This is a genomic window from Streptomyces sp. SKN60 (assembly GCF_026236535.1).
Taxonomy (GTDB): domain Bacteria; phylum Actinomycetota; class Actinomycetes; order Streptomycetales; family Streptomycetaceae; genus Streptomyces.
The window spans coordinates 245594-271457 of sequence record NZ_JAHTMW010000004.1 but is presented as its reverse complement, the minus strand read 5'-3'; the positions used below and the strand labels follow the sequence as shown (position 1 = coordinate 271457).

Genomic DNA, 25864 nt, shown 5'->3' with positions numbered 1-25864 from the left:
TCAGGCGACGAATCGTTTAGCATTTCGCGACAGCCGTCGGAGCTGGGGAGACCACTCGGGAGACCACCGTGGAACTGCGGATGCGCACCACCGGCCTGGCCAACTACGTCGACCTCACCCGCTCCCTCGGGGCGGACCCGTCGGCACTGATGCGCGGCGTGGGCCTGGACCCGGCCGCGCTGGCCGCCGCCGACCGCTGGCTCCCCGTGGCCGCGGTCGCCCGGCTCCTGGAGGACACCGCCGCCGCCACCGGACGCCCCGACTTCGGCCTGCGGCTCGCCGAGCTCGCCCGCTTCTCGAACCTCGGCCCCATCGGCTTCGTCGCCCGCGAGGAGCCCTCCGTGCGCAGCGCCCTGGAGCTGCTGATCCAGCACCTCCACCTCTACAACGAGGCCCTGCGCGCCGAGATCACCCTCAGCAACGGCCTGGCCGCGATCTGGGTGGACCTGGCCCTGGACTCACCGCCCGACAGCCGCCCCCAGGCGACGGACATGCTGGTCGGGGTCTGCCACGGGCTCATCGGCCGACTGCTCGGCGCCGACTGGACACCGGTCGGCGTACCGCTCGGCCACAGCGCCCCCGACGACCCCGGCCCCCATCACCGGATCCTGGGCCCCGCCGTCACCTTCGGGCAGCCGCGCTCCGGCATCATCCTGTACCCCTCGGACCTCGACGCGCCCAACACCCTCGCCGACCCCCGGCTGCGGCCCTACGCCCGCCAGTTCCTGGAGAACATCGCGCCCTCGCCCGCCAGCGCCTTCACCGACCGCGTGCGGGAGGTCGTCGAGGCTCTCCTGCCCACCGGCCGCTGCTCCCTGGAACAGGTCGCCCGCACCTTCGACATCGACCCGAGAACCCTCCAGCGACGCCTCGCGGAGAGCGGGGAGGGCTACTCCTCGATCGTCGACTCGGTCCGCACGGCACTGGGACGGCGCTACGTGGGAGGCTCCGACCGCCCGCTCACCGAGATCGCGGGCCTGCTCGGCTTCTCCTCCCTCGCCACCTTCTCCCGTTGGTTCCGCACCCGCTTCGACACCAGCCCCAGCATCTGGCGCACCCAGGCGGTCAGGGGCTGAGCCGTCACCGCGGCCGCCGCCGCCCCGTACGCGAGGGTGCCGCCCACCGGGCCGGTGACCGGGCCCGCGAGATACGCCACCGCGCCGGCGAAGGCGACGCCGAGCCACTCCCGGCGCCCGTCCAGGGCGACCAGGGCGACCAGCAGCAGCGCGTACCAGGAATAGCCCGGCGTCAGCAGCAGGAACCCCGTGCCGATGGTCGACAGGGCTCCGTGCCACGGGCGTTCGGGGTCGCCGCGCCACCACACCGCCACCGACACCGCCGCCATGCCGAGCGCCGCCGCGGGCAGCGCCCACGCGTCGGGCAGCACCAGTCGCAGCAGGGCGTACCGCCCGCCCGCGCCCGCGTCGTCGTAGCCCTCCTCCCGCGCGTAGCCGCCCAGATAGCCGAGGACGGAACCCTCGGAGAGCAGCACGTACGGCAGGTAGGCCAGCGCCACGGCCGCCGCCGCCGACAGGGTGACGGCCGCGATCGTACGGGGCCGCCGGACGCCGGACAGCGCGCCCGGCAGCAGCACGGCGGGCAGCAGCTTGGCCGCGACCGCCAGACCGAGCAGCACCCCGCCCGTGACATGACGGCGGCGGGCGACGAGAGCGAGCGCGCCGACCGAGAGCAGCACGGCGAGGACGTCGACGTGGGCGTTGTCGACGGCCTCGACGGGGACCGCGGGGCACCACGCCCACAGCGCGGCCCGGCGCGGATCGCCCCGCCGGCGCAGCACGCCGATCAGGAGCCCGCTGACGGCCAGCGAGAGCAGCGCCGCGCCCGCCTGCAGCCCCTTGTGGCGCACGCCGTCCGGGGACAGCTCGTGGACGAGCAGGAACCAGCCCTCCGCCACGGGCGGGTAGATCGTGTGCACGGCCGGACGGTTGATCCGCGTGCACCCGCCGGAGTCGAGCGGTGCGAGGTCGGCGTCGCCCCGCGCGCAGGCCGCGGCGCCGGGGAAGAGCCAGTCGTCGCGCAGCCCGGCGAGCGCGGGGTCCGCGGGCGCGTGGTCGTACGGCGAGATGCCGGCGGCCTGCACGCGCCCGTCCCACGCGTAACGGTACGAGTCGGTGCTCGTCCGCGGGGCCGCCGCCAGCCCCGTCGCCGTCACCGCGACCGCCCCCGCGAGCAGCAGCGGTACGACCTGCCGGCGCGGGACCCGGCGCAGGGCGCCCACCGCCGCCGCGAACACCGCCCATGCGCCCGCGTACCCGGCCAGGAAGGCGGGCCCGTGGGCGTCCCCGCGGAGCAGCAGGGTCAGCGACACGGCAAGCAGCGAGAGGAGAAGGGCGGTGACGACGACGGGGACGGGGACTGGGATGGGGCCGGGGAGCGGAAGACGGCGGGCGCGGGTCATGGGCGCAGACTGGCAGCGCGCGCCACGGACGAGGAGGAGACCCGGCGAGGCGTTCGGGTTTCGTAAGGTGTCGGGCGCTCCGCGCGGCCGCTCGCGGCGGTGTCATGGACGGCATGACGTTCCGCAAGCCCAGGCTGCCGCGCCGGCCTCGCCTGTCACGCCCGTCTCGCCTGTTGCGCCCGCCGGGCCCGCCTCGCCTGCCGCGCCCCGCGTTCCGGCTCCCGGCCGTCCGGCCGCCCGCGTTCACCGGGCGGCTGCACGACGCCAGGACCGCGACGGCCGTCGGCCGGTGGCTCGGCGCGGCCTTCGCCGTCTGCTTCGCGACCGGCCTCGTCAGCCACTACCTCCAGCAACCGCCCGACTGGCTCGCCGACCGGCTGCCCGCCCGGCCGGTGTGGGGCTACGCGCTCACCCAGGGCCTGCACGTCGGCACCGGACTCGCGGCGATCGTGCTGCTCCTCGTCAAGCTGTGGGCGGTGTACCCCCGGCTGTTCGCATGGCCGCCGGTGCGGTCCGTGCGGCACGCCCTGGAGCGCCTGTCCGTCGCCCTCCTGGTGGCCGCCGCCGTCTTCGAGGTGCTCACCGGGCTCCTCAACATCGTCGAGTGGTATCCGTGGCCCTTCGCCTTCGTCCCCGTCCACTTCGCCGTCGCCTGGGTCGTCACCGGCGCGCTCCTGCTGCACATCGCGGTCAAGGCCCCCGAGATCAGGGACCATTGGGGCCGCCGCTCGGCCGGGACGCGCGCCCTGCCGGCCGAGGACGCGGTCGACCGCCGCTCACTGCTCCTCGCCACGGGCGCGGCCGTCGGCGTCGTCACGCTGACGACGGTCGGCCAGTCCTTCACCCCGCTGAAGGCGCTCGACCTGCTCGCGCCCCGGCACCCCGACCACGGCCCGCAGGGGGTGCCCGTCAACCGGACCGCCGCCGCGGCCGGTGTCACGGCGCGCGGCCTGGCCGGGTGGCGGCTCGAAGTCTCCGGGCCCCGGCCGTACGTCCTCACGCTCGACGCCCTGCGGTCGATGGCGCGGGGCCGGGCCCGGCTGCCGATCGCCTGCGTCGAAGGCTGGAGCGTCGACGCGGACTGGGGCGGGGTACGGGTACGGGACCTGGTCGAGCGGGCCGGCGGGCGGCCGGGCCGGGACGGGGTACGGGTGACCTCGCTCGAAGTGAGCGGCGCCTACCGGGTGATGGAGATGGGCGCGGAGTACGCGGACGACCCGCTCACCCTGCTCGCCCTGACCCTGAACGGGCAGCCCCTCTCGCTCGACCACGGCTTCCCGGCCCGGATCATCGCCCCCGGCCGGCCCGGGGTCCTGCAGACCAAGTGGGTGCACCGGCTGGAGGTGTTGTGAGCGTGACGAGTGGGGCTCAGGTGCTGCGGTACGCGGTCGGCGGGCTCGGTCTCGCCCTGATCGGGCTCGGGGCCTGGCTGGTGGTGGCCGAGCCGGATCCGCTCGGGGTGCTGCTGTGGCTGGCCGGCGCGCTCGTGCTGCACGACGGGATCCTCGCCCCGCTGGTGTTCGGCGTGGGGCTGCTGCTCGTGGGTCGGCGTCAACGCGGGCTGTGGCGCGGGGCGTTGCTGGTGGCGGGCTGCGTGATCCTGATCGCCCTGCCCCTGCTCGTACGGCCGGGAGCCCCGCCCAACCCGTCGGCGCTGCCCCTCCCGTACGGCCGGAATCTCGCGATCGTGCTGGCGGGCGTCGCCGCCGCGGCGGGAGCGGTGTATCTCGTACGGCGGGGGCGGGATCGACTGCGGCGGGTTCGGCCTCAGCGGGACCCTGGCGCCGACGCCCGAGCGGAGGACTGAAGCACCAGGGACAGGAAGGGGCGCCCGTCCACGGTCCACTGTTCGTGGACGGCCCAGCCCGCGTTCCGGGCGTGCGCGGCCAGGGCGCGGACGCCCACCCGGGCCCAGGGGAACGGCGTTCCACGGCCGCCCCGGCCGTCGTCGACCCGTACGTCGCAGCACTCGTCGACGTCGACGGGCGCGCACTCGGCGATGACGTGTCCGGAGCGCGACACGACCTGGCACAGTCTGCGCAGCAGCGCGGCCGGGTCTCCGCCGATGCCTATGTTGCCGTCGATCAGCAGCGCCGTGTCCCACCGTCCCTCGGCGGGCAGCGGGTCGAAGACCGACCGGCACAGCGCCGCGGCGCCGAGTCGCGCGGTGCGGGCCACCGCCGCCGGGCTGATGTCGATGCCGAGGGCCCGCCGGCCCTCGGCGGCCAGGGCGGCGACGAGCCGTCCCGGCCCGCAGCCGATGTCGAGGACCGTGCCGCGGCAGCGGTCGAGCACGGAGCGGTCGGCGGCGTCGGGCGCCTCGCACCAGCGCTCGACCTCCAGGGGCAGCAGCCAGCCGTCGTGGCGGCGGAGGAAGAGGGGCCCCCGGCCGGCGAGCAGGGCGTCGGTGTACGGATCGGCCCGCCAGGCGGTCGCCGCCGTGGTCGTGGTGGTCGAGGTGGTCAACGGACCGCTCCCGCCGTCGCGCCGGTCGACTCGGCGTACCGGGCGGCGAAGCGGGTGCCGGGCGCGGCGGCCGCGACCCGCCGGGCGTCCGACGCGGTGTCCACGTCCCGCAGGACGGGCAGGCGGCCGACGCGCAGCCCGGCCTTCCGCAGCCGGGCGTACTGGACGGCGCCGGTGTCCGGCCGGGACATGGGCACGCCGAGCAGCAGCGAAGGGTCGGGGCGGGCGAGGCCGAGGGCCCAGAAGCCGCCGTCGGCGGCCGGACCGAACCAGGCGTCGTGCGCGTCCCAGCACAGGGCCGGGGCGAGCAGGGAGGGGGTGACCTGCGGGGTGTCCATGCCGATGAGCAGGGCCGGTCCGGCGCAGGCGGCGAACGCGGCCGCGAGCCGTGCGTCGAGCCCGCCCCCGGCCTGGGGGACGACCTGGAACCCCGGCGGCAGCCAGGGGCCGGGCGCCCCGTCGAGCACGAGGACATGCCGGTCCGCCGGCACGCGGGCGGCCGCGGTGAGCGTGTCGGCGAGGGCCGCCTCGGCGAGCGCCGCGGCCTGCTCGGGCGTGAACGGGGGAGTGAGCCGGGTCTTCACCCGGCCGGGCATGGGCTGCTTCGCGATGACGAGGAGGGCGGTCACGGGCGCACTCCGGCCGTCGGGGTCCCGCGCGTCGGCGCCGGCTCGTCGAGCACCTTGCGCATGTCACGGACCGCCTGCCAGGTGCCCCGCCAGGTGCCCGTGACCTTCGACCGTCCGGCCCGCGGCAGATACGGCACGTCGACCTCCCGCACCCGCCAGCCCGCGTCGGCCGCCCGCACGACCATCTGGAGCGGGTAGCCGCTGCGCCGGTCGGTGAGCCCGAGCCCGAGGAGCGCCTCGCGGCGGGCGGCCCGCAGCGGGCCGAGGTCGTGCAGCCGGAGGCCGGTACGGCGGCGCAGCAGCCAGGAAAGCGCCAGGTTGCCCGCCCGGGCGTGGACCGGCCAGGCGCCGCGCGCGGTGGGGCGGCGGCGGCCGAGCAGGAGGTCGGCGGAGCCGTCGGCCACCGCGGCGACGAGGTCCGGCAACAGGCCGGGGTCGAGGGAGGCGTCGCAGTCGCAGAAGCAGACGAACTCGGCGTCGGAGGCGAGCAGCCCGGCGTGGCAGGCGGCACCGAAACCGCGCCGGGGCTCGGTCACCACGGTGGCCCCGAGGCCGGCCGCGATGCCGGCGGAGCCGTCGCTGGAGCCGTTGTCGACGACGATCGCCCGCCAGCCGGCCGGGACGCGGGAGAGCACCCAGGGCAGCGCCTCGGCCTCGTCGAGACAGGGAAGGACGACATCTACGGTCATGAGTGTCACGGCTCCCACCGTAGGAAGCAGCCGGTGGATCGGGGGCGCGGAAGTCCTTACGAAACGCGGACGGCGGCCCTCGTACCCCCGGGTGGCGGTGACCCCGGGTGCGGCGGATGCGACGCTGGGCGGCATGAACGAGCACAGCGCCCCCGGGTCCGTGGACCGGACCGAGCTCCGGGCCGAGCCCCGGCCTGTGGACCGGCCTGAGACCAGGCCCGAGCTCCGGGCCGAGCCCCGGCCTGTGGACCGGCCTGAGACCAGGCCCGAACTCCGGCCCGAGTTCCGGGCCGAGCCCCGGCCCGAGGCCCGGCCCGAGCCGCGGCCCGCGGCCCGGATCCTGGTCGTGGACGACGACCCGACCGTGGCCGAGGTGGTGACCGGCTACCTCGACCGGTCCGGTTTCGCCGTGGAGCACGCGGCCGACGGCCCCGAGGCCCTGCTGCGCGCCGGTGAGCGGTGGCCGGACCTCGTGCTCCTCGACCTCATGCTGCCGGGCCTCGACGGCCTGGAGGTGTGCCGCAGGCTGCGGGAGACCGGGCCCGTTCCGGTGATCATGCTGACCGCGCGCGGTGACGAGGAGGACCGGATCACCGGCCTGGAGGTCGGCGCGGACGACTACGTCACCAAGCCGTTCAGCCCGCGCGAGCTGGTGCTGCGGGTCGAGTCCGTGCTGCGCCGCAGCCGCGCGGCCACCGGACCGGCGGCTCCCCGGCCGGTCCTGCGCGCCGCCGGTCTCACCGTCGACCCGGTCACCCGCCGGGCCACCCGGGCGGGCCGTGAACTCGCCCTCACACTCCGTGAGTTCGACCTCCTCGCGTACCTTCTGGAGCACCCCGGCGCCGCGCACACCAGGGAGGAACTGATGCGGCAGGTATGGGGCTGGGACTTCGGCGACCTGTCCACGGTCACGGTCCACGTGCGGCGCCTGCGCGCCAAGATCGAGGACGACCCGGCCCGGCCCCGGCTCATCCGTACCGTGTGGGGCGTCGGCTACCGCTTCGAGCCGGAAGGCGACGGGACGGAAGGCGGAGCGGCATGAAGGACCTCCTGCTGATCGCGGGGTTCGCCCTGGCCGGGGCCGTGTGCGCCGGGATCGGCGGAGCGCTGGTGCTCCGCCTCGTACGGCGCCGCTCGGTCGCGGTCTCCCTGACCGTGGTCGCGGCCGTCACGGTGACCGCGATGCTCGCTGGGACGCTCGCGGTCGCCCAGGCGATGTTCCTGTCCGCGCACGACCTGTGGGTGGTGACCGTCGTCGTGGCCATGGCGGCGCTCGTCTCGCTCGGCACCGCCCTGGTCCTGGGCCGCTGGGTGGTGGCCCGCAGCCGCGCCCTCGCCCGCGCCGCGCGCGACTTCGGCGACGGCGGCAGCTTCGCCGCCCCGGACGGCGCCGCCACCGCCGAACTCGCCGCGCTCACCCGGGAACTGGCCGCCACCAGCGCGAAGCTGGACGCCTCCCGGCGCCGTGAGCGGTCCCTGGAGGCCTCCCGCAGAGAACTCGTCGCGTGGATCTCCCACGACCTGCGCACCCCGCTGGCGGGACTGCGGGCCATGGCGGAGGCCCTGGAGGACGGAGTGGCCGCCGACCCCGCCCGCTACCACCGGCAGATCCGCACCGAGGTCGAGCGCCTCACGACCATGGTCACCGACCTCTTCGAACTCTCCCGCATCCACGCCGGCGCGCTGGCCATCAGCCCGAGTCGCATGTCCGTGTACGACCTCGTGGGCGACGCCCTGAGCGGCGCCGACCCGCTCGCCCGCGAGCACGGGGTGCGGCTGGTGGGGGAGGAGGTCGAAGCGGTGCCCGTCGAGGTGGACGGCAAGGAGATGACCCGGGTCCTCGCGAACCTGCTCGTCAACGCCATCCGCCACACACCGGCCGACGGCACGGTCGCGGTGGCGGCCGAACGGCGTGCCGGCGCCGTCGTCCTGTCCGTCACGGACGGCTGCGGCGGCATCGCCGACGACGACCTGCCCCGCGTCTTCGACACCGGCTGGCGCGGCACCGAGGCCCGCACCCCACCAGGCGGCGCCGGCCTCGGCCTCGCCATCGTCCGCGGCATCGTCGAGGCCCACGCGGGCCGCACCGAGGTCCACAACGTCCCGGGCGGCTGCCGCTTCGAGGTCACCCTGCCGGTCGCACTGAACTGACCCGGCACCGGCCTCGACGCGGGCCCTCCGCCGGGCCCGGCGGCCCCGCACCCCGACGCTGGGCTCCGGCCGCCCTGCGCCCTCCGGCCGGGCCCGACGGCCGGCCCGGCCGGCCTCGCCCTCGTCCACCCAGCTCTCGCCCCCGCGCCCCGGCCCGGTCCAGGCCCGCCCGGGCCGGAGGGGCTCGTGCTGCTCCGGCGACCGGGCCGTCAGGGGGTGTCTCACCGACCTGCAGCGCTTCGCCTGGGTGGTGCCCCCAGCACGGCACGCCCCTGGGCCCTGCGGGCCCGGTGGTGTCCACACCCAGGCGGGGGCTGTGGGGGAGCGGCTCCCCGATCCGGCCTGATCGACAAGACAGCCGCTAGCGCAGCTCCGCGCGCGCGAACTCCCGCATTCCGGCCTCGAATCCGACCTGCGGCTTCCAGCCGAGCTCCCGGCGGAGCCGGGACGAGTCCGCCGTCACGTGGCGGACGTCGCCGAGCCGGTACTCGCCAGTGGTCACCGGCAGCGGCCCGCCGTACGCGCGGGCGAGCGCGCGGGCCATGTCTCCGACGGTACGGGGATCGCCGCTGCCGGTGTTGTAGGCGGTGAACGAGCCGTCGGCCAGGCCGTGCGCGGCCTCCAGGGCCAGGACCGCCGCCTCGGCGACGTCCCGGACGTGGACGAAGTCGCGGCGCTGACCGCCGTCCTCGAAGACGCGGGGGGCCTCGCCGCGGGCGAGCGCGGAGCGGAACAGGGAGGCCACGCCGGCGTACGGGGTGTCCCGGGGCATGCCGGGGCCGTAGACGTTGTGGTAGCGCAGCGACACCGTCCGGCCGCCGGTCGCGCGGGCCCAGGCGGCGGCGAGGTGTTCCTGCGCGAGCTTCGTCGCGGCGTAGACGTTGCGCGGGTCCGCCGGCGCGTCCTCGGTCACGAGGCCCGGCGTGAGTGCGGCCCCGCACAGCGGGCAGCCGGGTTCGAAGCGGCCCGCCGCCAGATCCGCCTCCCGGCGCGGGGCCGGCCGCACCACACCGTGCCGGGCGCACTCGTAGCGGCCCTCGCCGTAGACCACCATCGAGCCGGCGAGGACCAACTCCCGCACGCCGGCCCCGGCCATCGCGGCAAGGAGCACCGCCGTGCCGAGATCGTTGCACCCGACGTACTCCGGCGCGTCCGCGAAGTCCTTGCCCAGGCCCACCATCGCCGCCTGGTGGCACACCGCGTCCACGCCCCGCAGGGCCTCCGCGACGGCCGTGCCGTCCCGGACGTCCGCGACGACCAGCTCCTCACCGGGGCGCGCCGCGCGCGGCGGACCGGAGTGCGCGGACGGCAGCAGGACGTCGTACGAGACGACATCATGGCCGCGCGCGAGGAGCGCGTCGACGATCTGGGTTCCGATGAAACCGGCTCCGCCGGTGACCAATACCCGCATACCGCCCCACGCTAGAGGGCCGAGGCCCGGTCCGGCCCGCACCACGGCCTCCCGTCACCTTTCCGTAAGAGCTCGCCGCTCCCGTCTCCAGTGCGGGTGCTCCCGCGCGGCCCAGTCGCGGTCCACCAGACCTGTGCGCATCCCGAGCCGGGCCTCCGGATCCCGCGCCGCCATCCGGATGTGCCCGGCCGTCACCACGGCGACCGCCACGGCGAGCCAGTCGTGGACGAACGTCGCACCGGTCCGCGCCGACGGCGGCGCGAGGTGGGTGAGCCACATCAGCAGTCCCGTACCGACGAGCACGAGCATCGTCCCGAGCGTCCACTGCGCGTACAGCTTCTGCCCGGCGTTGAACTTCCCCGCCGGGCGGTACGGATCACGGGACCGCACCGCCCGCAGCCACGCCCGGTCGAGCGGGGTGAACCGGCTGAGCCGGGCCGCGTCCGCGCGCAGCGCCCGGAAGAGCAGTCCGCACAGCAGGGGTACGGGCAGGGCGAGACCGCACCACACGTGCACGGTCACGACCAGCCGGCGGCGCCCGACCAGTTCGGCCAGGGGCGTCACGTACAGACAGGCGGCGGTGGCCAGGCACATCAGCATCAGCGCCGCGGTGGTGCGATGCGCCCAGCGCACGGGGCGGGCGAAGCGCAGCAGACGGCCGGATTCGGAGCCGGAATCGGAGCCGGATTCGACGTCGGAGGCGGAGTCAGGCGGTCGGCGCATCGTCCCGCCCGTTCGACCGGCCGACCCAGGCGTCGACGTCGTAGCCGTACCGCTCCCAGTAGCCCGGCCGCACCGTCGGGGTGACGGTGATGCCCGACAGCCACTTGGCGGACTTGTAGAAGTACATCGGCGCCACATACAGCCGTACCGGCCCGCCGTGGGCATGGGAGATCGGGGCGTCCTGCATCCGCAGCGCCAGCAGGACGTCGTCTCGGCGTGCCTGATCGAGCGTGAGGCTCTCGGTGTACGTGCCGTCGAAGCAGGTGAACCGCACCGCGCCGGCCCCCTCTCGTACCCCCGCGACGTCAAGCAGGTGCGCGAGGGAGACGCCCTCGAACGGGGTGTCCGGCACCCGCCAGCCGGTCACACACTGCACGTCCCGCACGATGCGGCGCTGCGGCATGGCCCGCAGGTCGGCCAGGCGGTGGCGGGCCGGCCGCTCGACCAGGCCGTCCACCGTCAACGTGTAGGTCCGCTCGGTGCGGGCCGGCACCGAGGAGACCACGGAGTAGTAGCGGAAGCCGCCGCCGCCCGGCAGCAGCGCGGTCAGCCCGGTCGGATCCTTGGCGGCGACGGCGCTCTGGGCCTGCTGGAGGTACGGCCCCGCCGCGACGCCGGCGGCGCCGAGCCCGAGCAGACCGAGGACGACGCGGCGGCCCACGGGGGTGCCTCGGGGGTGTTCGTCTGTGCTGTTCACACCCCCGATACGACCAGCTGTCCCCGCCCGGGAACAGGGCCGGCGCCGTTCCGTCAGACTTTCGTCATCAGTCCCTCGCGGCTACTGCCGCTACTGCCGGGCGGCGGCCTGTTCGTCGGGGGCCGTCACGGTCGCCGCCTTGCCGTCCTGGAGTTCCTGGAGGCGCTTGAGCGTCGCGGCGAGCACGGCCTGGGTGCCCGACGGGTCGCCCGCGGTGCCGCCCTCGGTGCGCACCCGGATGTTGACCTTGCCCGAACGCACGTACCCGTAGACGGAGTCCTCACTGAGACCGGGGTTGATGACGAGCGTGTTCTCGTCGCCCACGGGGACCTTCGGCTTCTGCTGCTTGCTCGTCTCGGTGCCCTTCCAGGCCACGTACTGGCGGTGGGCGTCCTCGGCCGTCTTGAACAGACAGATGTGTATGTGCGTCATGTCGACCGTGGAGCCGTTGTACTCGTACGAGGCGTCACTGCCGCGCACCCAGCCCGCCGGGACGGAGTCGTCGTCCCGCGAGCCGTTGCAGTACTGCCCGTCCGTCACCGACTTGTCGTCGTGCAGGGTCCAGCCGGGAAGGGTCTCGCCGTCGCCGAGCAGGGCCTGCGAGAGGTGGGCCTGGCTCAGCTCCTCGGTGATCGGCCGCGGAGCGGCCGCCGGCTTCTCCTCCTTCTTCTGCGGGCCGTCGGCCGAGGCGGGCCCGTCGCCGCCGGAGGAACAGGCGGTGAGCGCGGCCACCCCGACGAGGGCGGTGGCGAGGGTGAGACGTATGCGTGACATGGACACACACTATCGACTGATGATCTTGCTGACGGCCATGTCCGGGCCATGTCCGGGCCGTGCCGGGCGGCCCGGCACGGCCCGGCCCGGGGGTCAGTGGCCCGCCGTCAGATGCCGTACGACCGAGGCGGCGGCCCCGGTCACCGCCTCGCGGGTCTCGGGGAGGTGGTCGATCGCCTCGAAACCGTGGTGGGCGAGCGGCACGTCGATCAGCTCGACCTCGGCGCCCGTGCGCTTCGCGACCGCCAGGAACGCGTCGACCGTCTCCTGGAACGGCGGATGCTCCAGGCCCGCCCGGGTCAGCACGACCGGCGGGCTCGCCGCCGACAGCGCCTCCGCAGGGCGGAAGCGGGCGTCCACCTGGCGCCAGTCGGCCAGCGGCGCGAGCACCGGATAGTTCAGCGCCACGCAGCGCAGCCACGGCGGCGGGGCCGCGAGCCAGTCAGCCGCGAGCAGGCCGCCGCCGGAGAAGATCCACAGCGCGATCCGCTCCGGGTCCACCCGGGGGTCCGCCCGGACCAGCTCCAGGGCCCGCGCCAGGTCCTCGGCGGCGTGCGGATAGTCCGCGAGGCCGTACAGCCGGTGGTCCAGGGTGACGCCCACGACGCCGAGACCCGCCACGTAACGCCCGTACCCCTGGAAGAAGTCGCTGTCCCGCGGCGTCGGCTTCTGGTCCGGCGACACCGGTCCGCCGTGCACGAACAGCACGGCCGGGCGCGGCTCCTCGGCCTCCGGGAGGTACAGGTCGATCGGTCCGTGCCGCTCGGACGGCCGCTCCGGCACGTCGAGCAGGAAGCCCCGGCCCTCGAAGGGGGACGCCGTCTCCGGTACGGAGAGCCGCACGCCCTCGTCCGCCGCCGCCCGCAGCAGCACCTCGGCGAGCGGGCCGGGCGCGGACAGCATCGGCCAGTGGCCGGTCTCCAGCTCGAAGAAGGTCACCGTGGGGGACGCGAGCACCCGGAACCGCGGCGGGCCCGCGGCGAGCAGCATCTCCACGCCCGAGATCCCCGGGCCGTTCGCGGTGCACAGCACGCCCGTCGTCGGCCGGCCGAACGGGCTGCCGGTCAGCCGCAGCGGCTGGGTCAGGGTGCGCACCGGCTGCGGCGCGGCCAGCCGGTCAAGCCGGGCCAGAACCGCCGCCGACAGCCCCTCCGTACTGCCCCACCGCGCCCACTCGGCGCCCGACGGCGGCGGTACGAGCCTGTCCGCGCCGGCCCGCCCGACGGCGGTCGGGTCCGGGACGAAGGCGCTCGCCGGGTCCCCGTCGCCCGGCAGCCCCGCGTCCAGGTAGACCACCCGCGCGACCCGCCCGGCCCGCCGGTCGGCGGCCCCGAGCACCGGATGGATGCCGTAGTCGTGCCCGACGAGGACGACCTCGCCCGCGTCCGGGCCGGTTCCCGCCTCGTCGATCGCCCGCAGCACGTCCCCGATGTGCGTCTCCAGATCCGTCTCCAGATCCGTCTCCGTCTCTGCCTCCGTCTCCGTCTCCGGCTCTGAAGTCTCGGCCCCCGCCATGCCGGTGAGCGTCACCGGGTACGCGGCGGCCCCGGCCTTCCGCAGCCGCTCCGCCACCTCGTCCCAGACCCAGCCGCCGGTGAAGGGCCCGGACACCAACACGAAAGCGGTCATCGCCCTCTCCTCTCCTCGCGTCGCTCGTTCCGTGGAGAGGACCGTAGGAACTCCCCCAGGGGGAGGTTCAAGGCGAGCGCCGTTAGGGTCGGGAGCGTGGGGGCCGAGGACGAGGTGTGGAGCATCGGGGAGCTCGCCGAACGGGCGGGCGTCTCCGTCAAGACCGTGCGCTACTACTCCGAGCGCGGGCTGCTGCCGGAGGGCGGACGGACCGGCGGGGGACACCGGCGGTACGGGCCGGGGGCGTTGGAGCGGCTGCGCTCGATCCGGGCGCTGCGCGCCCTGGAGCTCCCGGTGACGGACGTGGGCCGGGTGCTCGACCAGGGGTCCGCGTGGGAGGACGTCGTCGCGGGCCGGCTGCGCGAGGTCGAGCGGCGGATGACGGCGCTGCGCTGGCACGAGGCCTCGCTGCGGCTGCTCCGCGACGCCCCGGCGGCCGAGCGGGCCGAACGCCTGCGGCTGCTCGGCGGGTTGGCGACGCCGCCGGACACGACCGCGCTGGCCCGGTTCTGGCGGCGCACCCTGCCCGTACGGTTCCCGGCGCGGCTCGCGGCCGCCGTCGTGGACGTCGCGGTCCCGGAACCGCCCGCCGACCCCACCCCGGCCCAGGTCCTCGCGTACGCCCGGCTCCACGCCCTCGTCGCCGCGGCACCCGCCCCGGCCGTCCACCTCGCCGGCGTGGCGCACCGAGCGAGCGCGCTCTACGAGGGCCTCGCCGAGGCGTACGACCTGGCGGCGGCGCACCGCACCGAGGCCCTGGACCGCTTCGTCGCCGCCTATGCCGACGCCCTCGCCACCCGCGACACCCCCGCCTTCCGCCGCCGCCTCGCCCGCCTCCTCGCCACGGGCGCGGACCCCCTGATCGGCCGCTACTGGCACCTCGTCGCCGAACTCCGCCCGCCGGAACACGGCCCCACGGCGGGCGCCCTCCACGGCCGCATGTGCCTGGCCCTCAAACGGGAGGTCACGGCGGAGGCGGGCGCGGTGACGGAACCATGGCCGGATCCGTCGGCCGGGGTGTGGGGCGAGTAGCCCCCCGCCCCTCCCGTCATCCGCGGCGCGTCAGCCCCCGACCGTCTCCCGCAGGCGCCTGAGCTCCTTCTCCGCGCGCTGAACCGTTTCCTTGTAGCCGTGCGCCAGGCCCAGTTCGAGGGCGCGGGTGAGAGCGGGTGCGGCGGCGGTGGGGTCGCCGAGGTCGAGGAGGGCGGCGCCCATGGTGGCGGTGAGCATGCTGTGGCGCACGCCGAGGAGGCCGTTGACGGTGTCGCCGTCGAGGGTGAGGCCGCGGCGGGCACAGGCGAGGGCGCCGGCGGGGTCGCCGGCGGCGAGGAGCTGCTGGGCGCGGTGCTCCAGGGCGAGGAGTTCGGTGATGACGTCGTCGCCGTCCCGGACGAGGGCGATCGCGCGGGCGGTGTGCGCGAGGGACTCCTCGGAGACGCCGGAGGCGTCGAGCGCGACCGCCAGGTTGACCAGGGCGGTCGCCTCGCTGGACGGCTCGCCGGCGCGGGCCGCGAGGCCGGGGGCGAGGCGGAGGTGGACCAGGGCCTCGGGAAGGCGGTCCTCCTGGGTGAGGAGCCAGCCGAGCAGCGCGCGGGCCCGGGACTCGGCGTCCGGGTCGTGCTCGCGGGCGGTCGAGTCGACCGCCGCCTCCAGGAGCGGCACCCAGCCGTCGTGGCTGTTCCACAGCATGTACGGCCACTGGAGCAGGGCGAGCCGCCAGGCCCGGTCGTGGTGCCCGGCCGCCCGGGCGGCGGCGACCGCCGCGGCGAGGTTGTCGCGCTCGGCCGCGTACCAGAGCAGCGCCGCGTCACGCCCCGCGAAGTGCGGCGTGGCGGGCGGCCGGTGGGCGTTCCCGGGCAGTGTGCAGCACGGCAGGTCGTCGGGCTCGGCCGTCTTCGTCGCCGCCATCGCCGTGTACATGTAGTGGTCGAGCAGCCGCAGCAGCGCCGCGTCGTCGGGGCGCAGTCGCCGCGCGTAGAGCCGGACCAGATCGTGCAGGGTGTGCCGGCCCGGCGCGTACTCGGTGAGGAGGTGTGCGTCGCAGAGCCGGTCCAGGGCCTCGGCGGCGACCGCCGGCGGCCGTTCGAGGAGCGCCGCCGCCGCGTTCCGGTCCAGATCGGGGCCCGGCAGCGCGCCGATCTGCCGGAACAGCCGGGCCGCCTCCTCCGGCAGCCCCTGCACCGTGAGGTGCAGCGCGGCGGCCACGCCCTGCGCGTCGGGGCCCGCGCAGCCGTCCACCGACAGCAGGGCGAGCCGCCGCTGTTCGTCGGCGAGTTCGGCGGCGAGATCGGACAGCCGCCAGTGCGGGCGTGCGGCCAGCTGCGCCGCCGTGACCCGCAGTGCGAGCGGCAGCCCGTCGCAGAGCGAGGCGAGCAGCCGCGCGGCGGCCGGCTCGGCGGCCACCCGGTCGGTGCCGACGGCCGCCGCGAGCAGCGCCGCCGACTCGTCGACGCCGAGCACGCCGAGCGGCACCGGCCGGGCCAGTTCGGAGACGACGAGCCCGCCGAGCCGCAGCCGGGAGGTCACCACGGCGGCGCTGCGCGCGCCGGCCGGCAGCAGCGGCCCGGCGGTGTCGGCGCCGCGCACGTTGTCGAGGACGACCAGCAGCGCCCGGTCCTCGGTCAGCGAGCGGTACAGCGCGGCGGCGGCCGTCGGCGACTCCGGCACCCGGCGCGGCGGCACGCCGAGCGCGAGCAGGAACTCCCGCAGGACATCGGCCGCGTCCAGACCCTCGTCGGGGCTGAAGCCGCGCAGGTCGGCGTAGAGCACGCCGTCGGGGAAGCGCGGCGCGCGCCGGTGCGCCCACTGGAGGGCGAGCGCCGTCTTCCCGACCCCGGCGGGGCCGGTGACGATCGCGACGCGGGCGGCGTCCACGGCCGCGTCCAGCTCTTCCAGTTCGCGTTCGCGCCCGAGGAAGCCGCGCGGGGTGCGGGGCAGCAGATCGGGCGCGGGCCACTGCGGGGCCCCGGCACCGGCGCCCGTACCCGTACCGGGTCCCGTTCCGGTGGCCGCACCATCGACCGGCATCTCCGCCAAGGCGTGATGACCGGCCGGGCCGGGGACGGCGCCGGCACCAGGGCTCGCACCCGCATCCGTACCCGCACCGGGGCCCGTCCCGGGCCCGGCGTCCGCGTCCCGTACCGCCGCCACGGAGGGCGTGATCTCGTCGGTCGCGGCGGGCCGCGGCGGGTGCTCGGCCCGTACCGGCCCGTCGGCGACAGCGGCGACGGCGACCGTCTGCGGGGGCGTGGTCGTGAGGCCGCGCAGCACGGCCTCGTACGCGGCGCGCAGCGCCGGGCCCGGGTCGACGCCGAGCTCGTCGGCGAGCAGGCCTCGGGTGCGGTGGTAGCAGTCGAGCGCGTCCGACTGGTGGCCCGCGCGGTACAGCGACAGCATCAGGGCCGCCGTCAGGGACTCGCGCAGCGGGTTCGCCGAGGCCTCGGCGCGCAGGACGGCCGCGGCCCGGGTGTGCTCGCCGAGCCGCCCGTACGCCGCCGCGAGCTGCTCGACCGTGACCAGCCGGGTCTCCTCCAGGGCCTGCGCGGCGACGAGCAGCGGCTCGCTGGCCACCGTCCCGGTCAGCGCCGGGCCGCGCCACAGCGCGAGTGCCTCGCGCAGCATCAGGACGGCGTCGCCCGGGTGCTTCTGGTGCCCGGCGAGCTGGACCAGCTCCTCGAAGCGGTGGGTGTCGAGGAGCCGGTCCGGCATGCGCAGCTCGTAGGCCTGGGAACGGGTGGCCAGCTCCACCCCGTAGTCGTCCGCGCCCCCCTGCTCGAACAGCGCGCGCAGCCGGGAGACATGCCCCTGGACGACCGTGCGGGCCCGGGCCGGAGGGTCCTCCGCCCACACCGTGTCGATCAGCCGGTCGACGGGTACGACGGAGTTGGCGCGCAGCAGCAACGCCGCGAGCACGCTTCTCCGCTTGGCGGGGCCGAGCGGCAGCTCACCCGCCTCGGCCGTGATGGACACCGTCCCGAGCAGGCGGAACTCCACCCAGCCCTCCCTGTCGCCTCGATCCCGTGGGCCTTCCAGTATCCCCAACGCCGGGACCGGGTCGTTCGGCAGGCGGCCGGTTTCGGCCCCTTCCGGGCGTGTCTAGGCGTTCGGGTCGAAGGGGATGCCCGCCGGCTTGGCGTTCGACAGGGCGTACGAGAAGTCGGCGTCGTCGATCTTGAGGGTGGCCGAACCGAAGTTCGCCGCCGTCAGCCGGTCCCGCAGTCCCGCTGGGTAGCCGTTCCAGCCGACGAGGCGCGGGTAGAACCAGCCGCCGGTGGAGTTCTCGATCTGGTCGTCGGAGGAGTTGGCGAAGCGGTAGCAGTGGGTGGACAGACCGTCCTTGTGGTAGACGATCTTGGGGTGGGTGCCGTCGAAGCGGATCGTCGAGCGGTCGGCGATCTGGTAGCCGCTGTGCTGCGAGGCCGACACGTACTTGACCTGGTTGTCGCTGATCCAGACGACGATGTGCTCCCAGTCGTGGGTGTGGCCGATCGCCAGCGGGCCCCAGGTCGCCTGGTCCTTCTCGTAGTAGCCGGCGTAGATCACGGCGCACCAGCCGTTGTTGCACTTGGCGCGCGAGTAGCTGTTCGCGGCGGCCAGCTGGGCCGGGTCGTGGCACTGGCCGTTGACCGTGCCGCCGAGCTTCAGACCGGGGTTGAGCGTTCCGTCGGAGCCGATGGCGGCGGTCATGTAACAGCCGTCGGTGTCGAAGTCGTACGCCGGGGCGAAGGTCTGGTCGAGGCCGTCGGCGTTCTGCGGGAGCGGCGGGAGCACGGCCGCCTGGGCGGTGGCCGGGACGCCGACGACGAGTCCGAGGGCGCACAGCAGGGCGGCGAGCGCCGTACGGCGGCGCCGCCGCGGCGCGGAGGTCAGGTGCACGTCAACTCCTTGAGTGGGGGTGGTGCCAGACCTTCGCAGTCGCCCGTACGGAGCGTCAACCACCCTGCGGGGAACAGGGAGTGACGACTCCGGAAGCGCCGCCCGGAACCTCCGTGCCCCGCCGGTCCGGCGGGCGCGCGGCGGGGCGCGCGGGCCGTCAAGGCGCGCCCCCGGCTTCCCCGGATCGTGTGGGAGGGGCCCGTCGATCATCGAACCGGGCGCCGGGACACGGCAGGATCGGAGGTGCCGGGGTCGTTTCCGAACGAGAGCCGTGGGGGCTCTCGGATCCCGTGCCGAGCGTCGTGCGCCGACATCGCCGCTCATCGCCGCCCCCGGGACGAGGCTCCGCTCCGGGGGCGGTGGCGTGTCCACTGGACCCGAGAGGGCGGGGCGGATCCGGGCGGGGATCGGTCCCGGGATCCCGGTCAAGTACGCGGTCGCGCCAACCTTCTGACAATCCATCAGCAGTGGCGGAAAACCTGCCTGGACGTCACTACCGGTCGGTTCTACTCTCAAGTCACTTCTCTTGAGCCACCGCGCGTGTCCCCCACCCCACGCGCATCCGCACCTCCTCGCTCCCCACACACCGCAACCGAGGAGATCCCCATGTCCAAGCTGCTCGTCTCCGCGACCGGACTCGCCGCGGCCGCCGCTCTCGCCTTCGGCGGCGCCGGCACCCAGGCCGCCGCCTCCACCACACTGCTGCCGGCCGGCCACTCCTTCGCCGCCAAGCTGACCGGCAAGGCCACCTTCGTGGCCGGGTCCACCACCATGACCTGCACGGTCTCCGCGTCCGTGCCTGGCACCGGCGCCAACAACCAGGTCCCCGCCGCACCCGCCAACCACAACGACGCCGGGCCGGTCAGCGCCACCATCAACCCGCCCACCTTCAGCGGCTGCACCACCAGCGTCTTCGGCGTCAGCGTGAGCGTCACCGCCAACGCCACCAACGGCGCCTGGACGCTGTCCGCGCAGAACGGCGCCCCGGCCACCGGAGGCTTCACCATCCCCAAGGGCGGTGTCGTCCTCAAGACCAGCGGCTTCGCCGCCTGCACCATCACCGCCTCGCCCGCCGGCCCCACCGCCGTCAACGGCGCCTGGACCAACGGCGCCCCGTCCACCCTCGCCATCAGCGGCGCTCCCGTCCCCGCCACCGTCACCGGCGGCTTCCTCTGCCCGACCGGCGACCAGTCCGCGACCTTCAGCGCCACGTACCAGATCACCGACACCACCGACCCCGCCCAGCGGATCACCGTGACCGGGTAACCGCCCGGTTCCCCCGACCCGATGCGCACCCCGCCGATCTTCGGCATCCTGGTGGCCTGAAGTACGCCCCCGGCGGGGTGCGTTGGGGGCCCGGTGGGTGATCCGCGGCGGGGGCCGTGGAGGGGGGAGACGCGGCCATGAGCGCGCACGACATGCAGGAGCAGGCGGAAGGGCGGGAGCCCGCCGCAGAGCAGGACGGCGTGGAGCGGGACGGAGTAGAGCAGCCCGCCGCCGAGCAGGACGGCACAGAGCAGGACGGTGCCGAGTCGGACGGCGCCCCGCAGGGCCCCGCGCCCAGGAAGCGGCGCCGCCCCAAGGGCCGGACCGTCCTCCTGAGCGCCCTCGCGCTCTTCGTCGCGGCGGTGCTCCTGACCGCCGGGGCGGGCTACTGGGCGTACCAGCACTACACCGACCGGGTGCAGCGCATCCCGCAGACCTTCCCGACCGACGCGCCGGTGCCCGCCGCGTCCAAGGGCGGCCAGAACTTCCTGCTCATGGGCCTCGACTCGCGCTCCGACGTGCCCACCACCGGCAGCGACGCCAAGGGCAGACTGTGGAAGTACGGCGACCAGCGCAGCGACGCGATGATGCTGGTGCACATCCCGGCCGACCACTCCGCCGCCTATGTCGTCTCGCTGCCCCGCGACTCCTGGGTGGACATCCCCGGCCGGGGCCGGGCGAAGCTCAACGCGGCCTTCTCCTGGGGCGGCCCGCCGCTGCTCATCGACACCGTGCAGCGGCTCACCGACGTCCGGGTCGACCACTTCGCCGTCATCGACTGGAACGGCTTCCGCAAGCTGACCGACGCCGTCGGCGGCGTCGACATCATCATGTCGGACGGCGAGCGCCGGCACCTGAACGGCGAACAGGCCCTGGACTACGTGGGGGAGCGCAAGGACCTGCCCAACGGCGACTTCGACCGCACCCACCGGCAGCAGAACTATCTGCGCACGGTCCTGGAGAAGGTGATGGACTCCGCCTCCCTGAAGGATCCGCTGCGGCTGAAGGAGACCCTCGACATCTTCACCGAGACGGTCTCGGTCGACGAGCGCTTCGGTGACGACGAGATGCGCGAACTGGTCTGGAACATGCGGGAGGTGCGGTCCGGGGACATGACCTTCATGAACGCTCCGGTGAAGGGCACCGGCATGGAGAAGGGCCAGTCGGTGGTCTACCTCGACCGGGCGCGCTGCACGGCGCTCTGGCAGGCGTACAAGGACGACGAGGTCGGGGACTACGTCGACACCCATCCGATCGACCGGCTTCGCCCTGCCACCAACTAGGCAGGTCAGACAGGGAGTCGAGGCCCCGGTGGCGTGCGGAAAGCGGGCGGGGAGTGAGACGGGGGCTTGACGGACGCATTGGTCCAGTCCAATCTGTGACGCGCTTGTCCTCCCGCACTCCCCGGCAGTCCCCGCACGCTCCCCCGCCCCCACAACTCCCCCTGGAGGTACGGTGCTCGTCCGCAACCGCCTGGTGGCGACGCTCGGCGCGTCGCTCCTCGGCGCGGCGGCCCTGGTCGCCCTGCCCGCCCCCGCTCAGGCCGCCGAACTGCTGAGCAACCCGGGCTTCGAGTCCGGCACCCTGTCCGGCTGGAGCTGTTCCGGCGGCACCGGCTCCGTCGTCACCACCCCCGTGCACAGCGGCACCAAGGCCCTGGCGGGTGCCGCGAGCGCGTCCGACAACGCCCGCTGCGCCCAGACCGTCGCCGTGCAGCCCAACACCACCTACACGCTGTCCGGTTGGGTACGCGGCACCTACGTGTACCTCGGCGTCGACGGCGGCACCTCGACCTGGACCGCGTCCGCGCCCTCGTACCAGCGCCTGTCGCTCAGCTTCACCACCGGCGCGAGCCAGACCAGCGCCACCGTCTACACCCACGGCTGGTACGGCCAGGGCACCTACCACGCCGACGACATCAGCCTCGACGGCCCCGGCGGCGGGGGCGGCGGCACCGACACCCAGGCGCCGAGTGCGCCCACCGGTCTCCAGGTGGCGTCCAAGACCGCCTCCGCGGTGACCCTCAGCTGGGCAGCCGCCACCGACAACGTCGGCGTCACCGGGTACGACGTCTACCAGGGCGCCACCAAGGTCAGCACGGTCACTGGCACCTCGGCCACCGTCGGCGGGCTCGCCGCGAGCACCTCGTACACCTTCACCGTGAAGGCCCGGGACGCCGCGGGCAACGTCTCGCCCGCCTCCAACACCGCCACCGTCACCACCGAGGCCGGCGGCGGGGGTGGCGGCACCGGCTTCAAGCAGGCCGCGCCCTACCTCTACCTCGGCTGGGGCAACCCGCCGGCGCCCGCCACCGTCATGAACGCCACCGGCATCAAGACCTTCACCATGGCCTTCATCCTCTCCTCCGGCGGCTGCAACCCGGCCTGGGACGGGCAGCGCCCGCTGACCGGCGGCGTCGACCAGTCCACCATCGCCGCCGTCCGGGCGGCCGGCGGCGACATCGTCCCGTCGATCGGCGGCTGGTCCGGCAACAAGCTCGGCCCCAACTGCTCGACACCCGAGGCCCTGGCCGGCGCCTACCAGAAGGTCATCGACGCCTACGGCCTGAAGTCGATCGACGTCGACATCGAGAACACCGACGAGTTCGAGAACGCGGCCGTCCAGGACCGCATCCTCGGCGCCTTGAAGATCGTCAAGGCCAACAACCCCGGCCTGCGGACCATCCTCACCTTCGGCACCTCGACCACCGGCCCCACCTACTACGGCAACCGGCTGATCGAGCAGTCCAAGGCGCTGAACGCGAACATCGACGTCTTCACCATCATGCCCTTCGACTTCGGCGGCGGCGCCGACATGTACGGCAACACCGTCAACGCCGCCAACGGCCTCAAGAACAAGCTGAAGTCGGTCTACGGCTGGGACGACGCCACCGCCTACGCCCACGTCGGCATCTCCGGCATGAACGGCCTCTCCGACCAGCAGGAGGTCACCACGCAGCAGATCTGGACGCAGATCCGCGACTGGGCCAACGCCAACCACATCGCCCGGCTCGCCTTCTGGTCCGTCAACCGCGACCGCGGCTGCGCGGGCGGCGGCGTGACCGAGACCTGCTCCGGCATCGCCCAGAGCGACTGGGAGTTCACCCGGATCACCGCCGGCTTCACCGGCTGACCCGGGTCCCCGGGACCGGCGGCCCTCCCCGGGACCCGGCCGGCCCCCCGTGACCGGCCGGGCCCCAGGACTCAGCCCCCCTCCGGGAAGTGGCAGGCCACCTCCCTCGCCTCCCCCGCCGCGGTCCGCCGCAGCGGGGGAGACTCCGTCCGGCACAGCGCCTGCGCCTTCGGACAGCGCGGATGGAAGGTGCAGCCCGGGGGCGGCGCGGCCGGGCTCGGGGGGTCGCCGAGCAGGGTGATCCGCTCCCGGGCCCGCTCGGCCGCCGGGTCCGGCAGTGGCACCGCCGAGAGCAGCGCCCGGGTGTAGGGGTGCGCGGGCGCCCCGTACACCCGCTCCTTCGGGCCGATCTCCACGATCCGCCCCAGATACATCACCGCCACCCGGTCGCAGACCCGCCGCACCACCGACAGATCGTGGGCGACGAAGAGGTACGACAGACCGAGGTCCCGCTGCAGCCGCCCCATCAGATTGACGATCTGCGCCTGTACGGACACGTCCAGGGCCGACACCGGCTCGTCGGCGACCACCAGCCGCGGCCCGGTCGCCAGGGCGCGCGCGATGCCGATCCGCTGCGCCTGACCGCCGGAGAACTCGTGCGGAAACCGGTCCAGATGCTCCGGGAGCAGCCCCACGAGCTCCAGGAGCTCGGCCGCCCGCGCCCGGGCCTCGGCGGCCGAACTCCCCTGGACCAGCAGGGGATCGGCGATGATCCGGGACACCGTACGGCGCGGGTTGAGCGAGGAGTGCGGGTCCTGGAAGACCATCTGGATCTCGCGGCGCAGCGGCTTGAGCGCCCGCGCGGAGAGCCGGCTGATGTCCCGCCCGTCGTACGTGACGGTGCCGGAGGTGGGTTCGAGCAGCCGGACGATCATCCGTCCGGTGGTCGACTTGCCGCAGCCGGACTCCCCGACCAGGCCCAGGGTCTCGCCCCGGGCGATGTCGAAGGAGACGCCGTCCACGGCCCGCACCCGGGCGGAGCGGGACCCGCGCCCGGGAAAGGTCATCGCGAGGTCGCGGACGGAGAGGAGGGGAGGTGTGCTCATGAGGCGACGCCTTCGTACGCGGGGAAGTGACAGGCCGTCGGATGGTCCGCCGGACCGCTGAGCACCGGGCTTTCCTCCCGGCAGCGGTCCCGGGCCCGCGCGCAGCGCGGCGCGAAGGCGCAGCCCGGCGCGGGGGCGAGCAGGGACGGCGGGGAGCCGGGGATGGCCCGCAGCGGGGTGTCGTCCGGGTCGTCGAGCCGGGGCAGCGAGTCGAGCAGTCCCTGGGTGTAGGGGTGCGCGGGGGAGGCGAACAGGGCGTCCACGGGGGCCTGTTCGACCGCCCGCCCGCCGTACATCACCAGGACCTCGTGGGCGACCCGGGCGACCACGCCCAGATCGTGGGTGATGAGCACGACGCCGAGGCCCCGGTCCTGCTGCACCCGGGCGATCAGGTCCAGGATCTGGGCCTGCACGGTGACGTCGAGCGCGGTGGTCGGCTCGTCCGCGATCAGCAGGTCCGGCTCGCACACCAGCGCCGTCGCGATCATCACGCGCTGCCGCATCCCGCCGGAGAACTGGTGCGGATACGCGCCGGCCCGCCGCCGCGGCTCCGGGATGCCGACCTCGGCGAGCGCCTCGACGGCGCGCTCGCGGGCCACCCGCCGCCGTGAGCCGAAGTGCACCCGGTGGTGCTCGGCGATCTGCTCGCCGACGGTGTAGTACGGATGGAGGCTGGACAGCGGGTCCTGGAAGACCATCGCCATCCGCCGGCCGCGCAGCCGGTTCAGCTCCCGCTCGCGCAGCCCGGTGAGCTCCTGGCCGTCGAGGACGACCGAGCCGGTCACCTCGGCGCCGGTGTGCAGGCCCATCACCGCCATCGAGGTCACGGACTTGCCGGAGCCCGACTCGCCGACGATGCCGAGGGTCCCTCCGCGCGGCACGTCGAAGGAGAGCCGGTCCACGGCGCGCACCGGCCCGCGCCGGGTCGGGAACACGACCGACAGGTCGCGCACGGACAGCAGCGGCGGCATCAGAACCTCACTCGCGGGTCGACGACGGCGTAGAGCAGGTCGACGCACAGGTTGGCGACGACGATGAAGGCGGCGGCGAGCAGCGTCACCCCGAGGATCACCGGCTGGTCGCCGGTGGAAAGGGCACCGTAGAAGAGCCGCCCCACGCCCGGCAGCCCGAACAGCGACTCGGTGATCACCGCGCCGGCGAGCAGCCCGCCGAGGTCCATGCCGAAGAGGGTGAGGATCGGCGTCATCCCGGCCCGCAGCCCGTGCTTGACCACCACGGTCCGGCGCGGCAGGCCCTTGGCGCGGGCGGTGCGGATGTACGGCTCCGCCATCGACTCGATCATCGAACTCCGGCTCTGCCGGGCGTACATGGCGGCGTACAGCAGGGCGAGCGCCAGCCAGGGAAGCAGCAGGTTCCGCCCCCAGTCGAGCGGGTCGGCGCCGAACGGCACGTACTGCGGATAGGGCAGCAGGCCCGCGACCCGGATGAAGCCGTAGATCAGCATCACCGAGGTGAAGTAGACCGGCAGCGAGGCGGCGGCGACCGCCCCGACCATCAGCGTCCGGTCGGTCAGGGTGTCCTTGCGCAGGGCCGCGGTGACCCCCGCGCCCAGGCCGAGCGCCAGCCAGATCACGGCCGCGCCCACGGCGAGCGAGGCGGACACCGGCATCCGGTCGACGAGGAGGTCCCAGACGGGCTGGCTGTTCTCGTACGAGTAGCCCAGGCACGGGAAGTCGCAGCGCAGCGCGTACGGGCCGCTGCCGACCGTCCGTCCGGTGAAGATGCCGGTGACGAAGTCGCCGAACTGGCGCCACAGCGGCTGGTCCAGGCCCATGTGGGCGCGGATCGCGGCGAGACGTTCGGTGCTGCAGGACTTGCCGCAGGCCGCGGCGGCCGGGTCGGAGGGCAGCACGTAGAAGATGAGGAAGGTGATGGCGGCGACGGCGAGGAGCACGCCGAGCATCCCGAGGAGTCGGCGGCCGACATAGGGGATCAG

Annotated in this window: 22 protein-coding genes and 1 pseudogene; 9 read left to right on the top strand and 14 right to left on the bottom strand. The window is 74.8% G+C overall.

Annotated features, from left to right (window positions below; genetic code table 11):
- Positions 1–80 precede the first annotated feature (80 nt).
- Positions 81–998: pseudogene (locus tag KV205_RS09055) on the top strand (AraC family transcriptional regulator); the annotation flags it as partial.
- Here KV205_RS09055 and KV205_RS09050 read toward each other — a convergent pair.
- Positions 935–2419, bottom strand: a complete 1485-nt coding sequence (locus KV205_RS09050; RefSeq protein WP_265863572.1) for a glycosyltransferase family 87 protein — start codon at positions 2417–2419, stop codon at positions 935–937. The pseudogene KV205_RS09055 and the gene KV205_RS09050 overlap by 64 nt on opposite strands.
- Before the next feature lie 113 nt (positions 2420–2532).
- Between KV205_RS09050 and KV205_RS09045 the strand changes: the two genes are divergently transcribed.
- Both KV205_RS09045 and KV205_RS09040 read left to right on the top strand, forming a co-directional pair.
- Positions 2533–3771 carry a molybdopterin-dependent oxidoreductase gene (locus KV205_RS09045; protein WP_265863571.1) on the top strand — a complete coding sequence of 413 codons (1239 nt, stop codon included), beginning with the start codon at positions 2533–2535 and terminating at the stop codon, positions 3769–3771.
- A 2-nt stretch (positions 3772–3773) separates the two neighbouring features.
- Positions 3774–4226 carry a hypothetical protein gene (locus KV205_RS09040; RefSeq protein ID WP_265863570.1) on the top strand — a complete coding sequence of 151 codons (453 nt, stop codon included), beginning with the start codon at positions 3774–3776 and terminating at the stop codon, positions 4224–4226.
- On the opposite strand, the gene KV205_RS09035 is transcribed toward KV205_RS09040, so the two are convergent.
- The 3 genes from KV205_RS09035 to KV205_RS09025 are packed head-to-tail and all read right to left on the bottom strand — an operon-like array spanning position 4187 to position 6203.
- The gene (locus KV205_RS09035) at positions 4187–4885 is read right to left on the bottom strand and encodes a bifunctional 2-polyprenyl-6-hydroxyphenol methylase/3-demethylubiquinol 3-O-methyltransferase UbiG (RefSeq protein ID WP_265863569.1); all 699 of its coding nucleotides are present in this window, start codon (positions 4883–4885) and stop codon (positions 4187–4189) included. The two genes, KV205_RS09040 and KV205_RS09035, sit on opposite strands and share 40 nt — an antisense overlap.
- Positions 4882–5514: a DUF2064 domain-containing protein gene (locus tag KV205_RS09030; RefSeq protein WP_265863568.1), complete on the bottom strand. Its 633-nt coding sequence runs from the start codon at positions 5512–5514 to the stop codon at positions 4882–4884. The genes KV205_RS09035 and KV205_RS09030 overlap by 4 nt, the downstream gene beginning before the upstream one ends.
- Positions 5511–6203: a glycosyltransferase family 2 protein gene (locus KV205_RS09025; RefSeq protein ID WP_265863699.1), complete on the bottom strand. Its 693-nt coding sequence runs from the start codon at positions 6201–6203 to the stop codon at positions 5511–5513. The genes KV205_RS09030 and KV205_RS09025 overlap by 4 nt, the downstream gene beginning before the upstream one ends.
- Before the next feature lie 133 nt (positions 6204–6336).
- Between KV205_RS09025 and KV205_RS09020 the strand changes: the two genes are divergently transcribed.
- Positions 6337–7245: a response regulator gene (locus KV205_RS09020; RefSeq protein WP_265863567.1), complete on the top strand. Its 909-nt coding sequence runs from the start codon at positions 6337–6339 to the stop codon at positions 7243–7245.
- Complete coding sequence (locus KV205_RS09015) at positions 7242–8354, top strand: sensor histidine kinase KdpD (RefSeq protein WP_265863566.1); 1113 nt, start codon at positions 7242–7244, stop codon at positions 8352–8354. The genes KV205_RS09020 and KV205_RS09015 overlap by 4 nt, the downstream gene beginning before the upstream one ends.
- Before the next feature lie 361 nt (positions 8355–8715).
- Here the strand turns inward: KV205_RS09015 and KV205_RS09010 are convergent, their stop codons facing one another.
- The 5 genes from KV205_RS09010 to KV205_RS08990 form a co-directional block, all read right to left on the bottom strand.
- Positions 8716–9765, bottom strand: a complete 1050-nt coding sequence (locus KV205_RS09010; protein ID WP_265863565.1) for an NAD(P)-dependent oxidoreductase — start codon at positions 9763–9765, stop codon at positions 8716–8718.
- 54 nt (positions 9766–9819) lie between these two features.
- On the bottom strand, positions 9820–10488 hold the full coding sequence (locus tag KV205_RS09005) for a cytochrome b/b6 domain-containing protein (RefSeq protein ID WP_265863564.1): 669 nt from the start codon (positions 10486–10488) through the stop codon (positions 9820–9822).
- Complete coding sequence (locus KV205_RS09000; protein ID WP_265863563.1) at positions 10472–11185, bottom strand: molybdopterin-dependent oxidoreductase; 714 nt, start codon at positions 11183–11185, stop codon at positions 10472–10474. Before KV205_RS09000 ends, KV205_RS09005 begins: the two co-directional genes overlap by 17 nt.
- 90 nt (positions 11186–11275) lie before the next feature.
- Positions 11276–11959, bottom strand: coding sequence for a hypothetical protein (locus KV205_RS08995; RefSeq protein WP_265863562.1), 684 nt, complete (start codon positions 11957–11959; stop codon positions 11276–11278).
- Positions 11960–12052: 93 nt separating this feature from the next.
- A complete protein-coding gene (locus tag KV205_RS08990; protein WP_265863561.1) occupies positions 12053–13588 on the bottom strand; it encodes an alpha/beta hydrolase in 1536 nt (511 codons plus the stop codon).
- A gap of 96 nt (positions 13589–13684) precedes the next feature.
- Here KV205_RS08990 and KV205_RS08985 point away from each other — a divergent pair, with 96 nt between their 5' ends.
- On the top strand, positions 13685–14620 hold the full coding sequence (locus tag KV205_RS08985) for a MerR family transcriptional regulator (protein WP_265863560.1): 936 nt from the start codon (positions 13685–13687) through the stop codon (positions 14618–14620).
- Between the two features lie 30 nt (positions 14621–14650).
- Here KV205_RS08985 and KV205_RS08980 read toward each other — a convergent pair whose 3' ends face one another.
- Together KV205_RS08980 and KV205_RS08975 are read right to left on the bottom strand one after the other, a co-directional pair.
- Positions 14651–17581, bottom strand: a complete 2931-nt coding sequence (locus tag KV205_RS08980; protein ID WP_265863559.1) for an AfsR/SARP family transcriptional regulator — start codon at positions 17579–17581, stop codon at positions 14651–14653.
- Positions 17582–17683: 102 nt separating this feature from the next.
- Positions 17684–18463: an NPP1 family protein gene (locus KV205_RS08975; protein ID WP_265863558.1), complete on the bottom strand. Its 780-nt coding sequence runs from the start codon at positions 18461–18463 to the stop codon at positions 17684–17686.
- A gap of 606 nt (positions 18464–19069) precedes the next feature.
- Between KV205_RS08975 and KV205_RS08970 the strand changes: the two genes are divergently transcribed.
- The 3 genes from KV205_RS08970 to KV205_RS08960 all read left to right on the top strand — a co-directional run bounded on the left by KV205_RS08970 (position 19070) and on the right by KV205_RS08960 (position 22861).
- Positions 19070–19729: a hypothetical protein gene (locus tag KV205_RS08970; protein WP_265863557.1), complete on the top strand. Its 660-nt coding sequence runs from the start codon at positions 19070–19072 to the stop codon at positions 19727–19729.
- Between the two features lie 137 nt (positions 19730–19866).
- Positions 19867–21012 (top strand): LCP family protein, encoded by a 1146-nt coding sequence (locus tag KV205_RS08965; protein ID WP_265863556.1) that lies wholly within the window; start codon positions 19867–19869, stop codon positions 21010–21012.
- A 172-nt stretch (positions 21013–21184) separates the two neighbouring features.
- On the top strand, positions 21185–22861 hold the full coding sequence (locus KV205_RS08960; RefSeq protein WP_265863555.1) for a carbohydrate binding domain-containing protein: 1677 nt from the start codon (positions 21185–21187) through the stop codon (positions 22859–22861).
- 71 nt (positions 22862–22932) lie between these two features.
- Here KV205_RS08960 and KV205_RS08955 read toward each other — a convergent pair whose 3' ends face one another.
- Genes KV205_RS08955 through KV205_RS08945 form a run of 3 tightly spaced genes read right to left on the bottom strand, consistent with a single transcriptional unit; the run spans position 22933 to position 25864 of the window.
- Entirely contained in the window at positions 22933–23907 is a 975-nt protein-coding gene (locus KV205_RS08955) for an ABC transporter ATP-binding protein (RefSeq protein ID WP_265863554.1), read from the bottom strand.
- Complete coding sequence (locus KV205_RS08950; RefSeq protein WP_265863553.1) at positions 23904–24878, bottom strand: ABC transporter ATP-binding protein; 975 nt, start codon at positions 24876–24878, stop codon at positions 23904–23906. The genes KV205_RS08955 and KV205_RS08950 overlap by 4 nt, the downstream gene beginning before the upstream one ends.
- Positions 24878–25864, bottom strand: coding sequence for an ABC transporter permease (locus KV205_RS08945; RefSeq protein ID WP_265863698.1), 987 nt, complete (start codon positions 25862–25864; stop codon positions 24878–24880). The genes KV205_RS08950 and KV205_RS08945 overlap by 1 nt, the downstream gene beginning before the upstream one ends.

Bases quoted from the DNA above. Each gene is read 5' to 3' on its own strand.
- KV205_RS09050 (WP_265863572.1), bottom strand. From the start codon at position 2,419: ATGACCCGCGCCCGCCGTCTTCCGCTCCCCGGCCCCATCCCAGTCCCC.
- KV205_RS09045 (WP_265863571.1), top strand. From the start codon at position 2,533: ATGACGTTCCGCAAGCCCAGGCTGCCGCGCCGGCCTCGCCTGTCACGC.
- KV205_RS09025 (WP_265863699.1), bottom strand. From the start codon at position 6,203: ATGACCGTAGATGTCGTCCTTCCCTGTCTCGACGAGGCCGAGGCGCTG.
- KV205_RS09020 (WP_265863567.1), top strand. From the start codon at position 6,337: ATGAACGAGCACAGCGCCCCCGGGTCCGTGGACCGGACCGAGCTCCGG.
- KV205_RS09015 (WP_265863566.1), top strand. From the start codon at position 7,242: ATGAAGGACCTCCTGCTGATCGCGGGGTTCGCCCTGGCCGGGGCCGTG.
- KV205_RS09010 (WP_265863565.1), bottom strand. From the start codon at position 9,765: ATGCGGGTATTGGTCACCGGCGGAGCCGGTTTCATCGGAACCCAGATC.
- KV205_RS09005 (WP_265863564.1), bottom strand. From the start codon at position 10,488: ATGCGCCGACCGCCTGACTCCGCCTCCGACGTCGAATCCGGCTCCGAT.
- KV205_RS08995 (WP_265863562.1), bottom strand. From the start codon at position 11,959: ATGTCACGCATACGTCTCACCCTCGCCACCGCCCTCGTCGGGGTGGCC.
- KV205_RS08990 (WP_265863561.1), bottom strand. From the start codon at position 13,588: ATGACCGCTTTCGTGTTGGTGTCCGGGCCCTTCACCGGCGGCTGGGTC.
- KV205_RS08970 (WP_265863557.1), top strand. From the start codon at position 19,070: ATGTCCAAGCTGCTCGTCTCCGCGACCGGACTCGCCGCGGCCGCCGCT.
- KV205_RS08965 (WP_265863556.1), top strand. From the start codon at position 19,867: ATGAGCGCGCACGACATGCAGGAGCAGGCGGAAGGGCGGGAGCCCGCC.
- KV205_RS08955 (WP_265863554.1), bottom strand. From the start codon at position 23,907: ATGAGCACACCTCCCCTCCTCTCCGTCCGCGACCTCGCGATGACCTTT.
- KV205_RS08950 (WP_265863553.1), bottom strand. From the start codon at position 24,878: ATGCCGCCGCTGCTGTCCGTGCGCGACCTGTCGGTCGTGTTCCCGACC.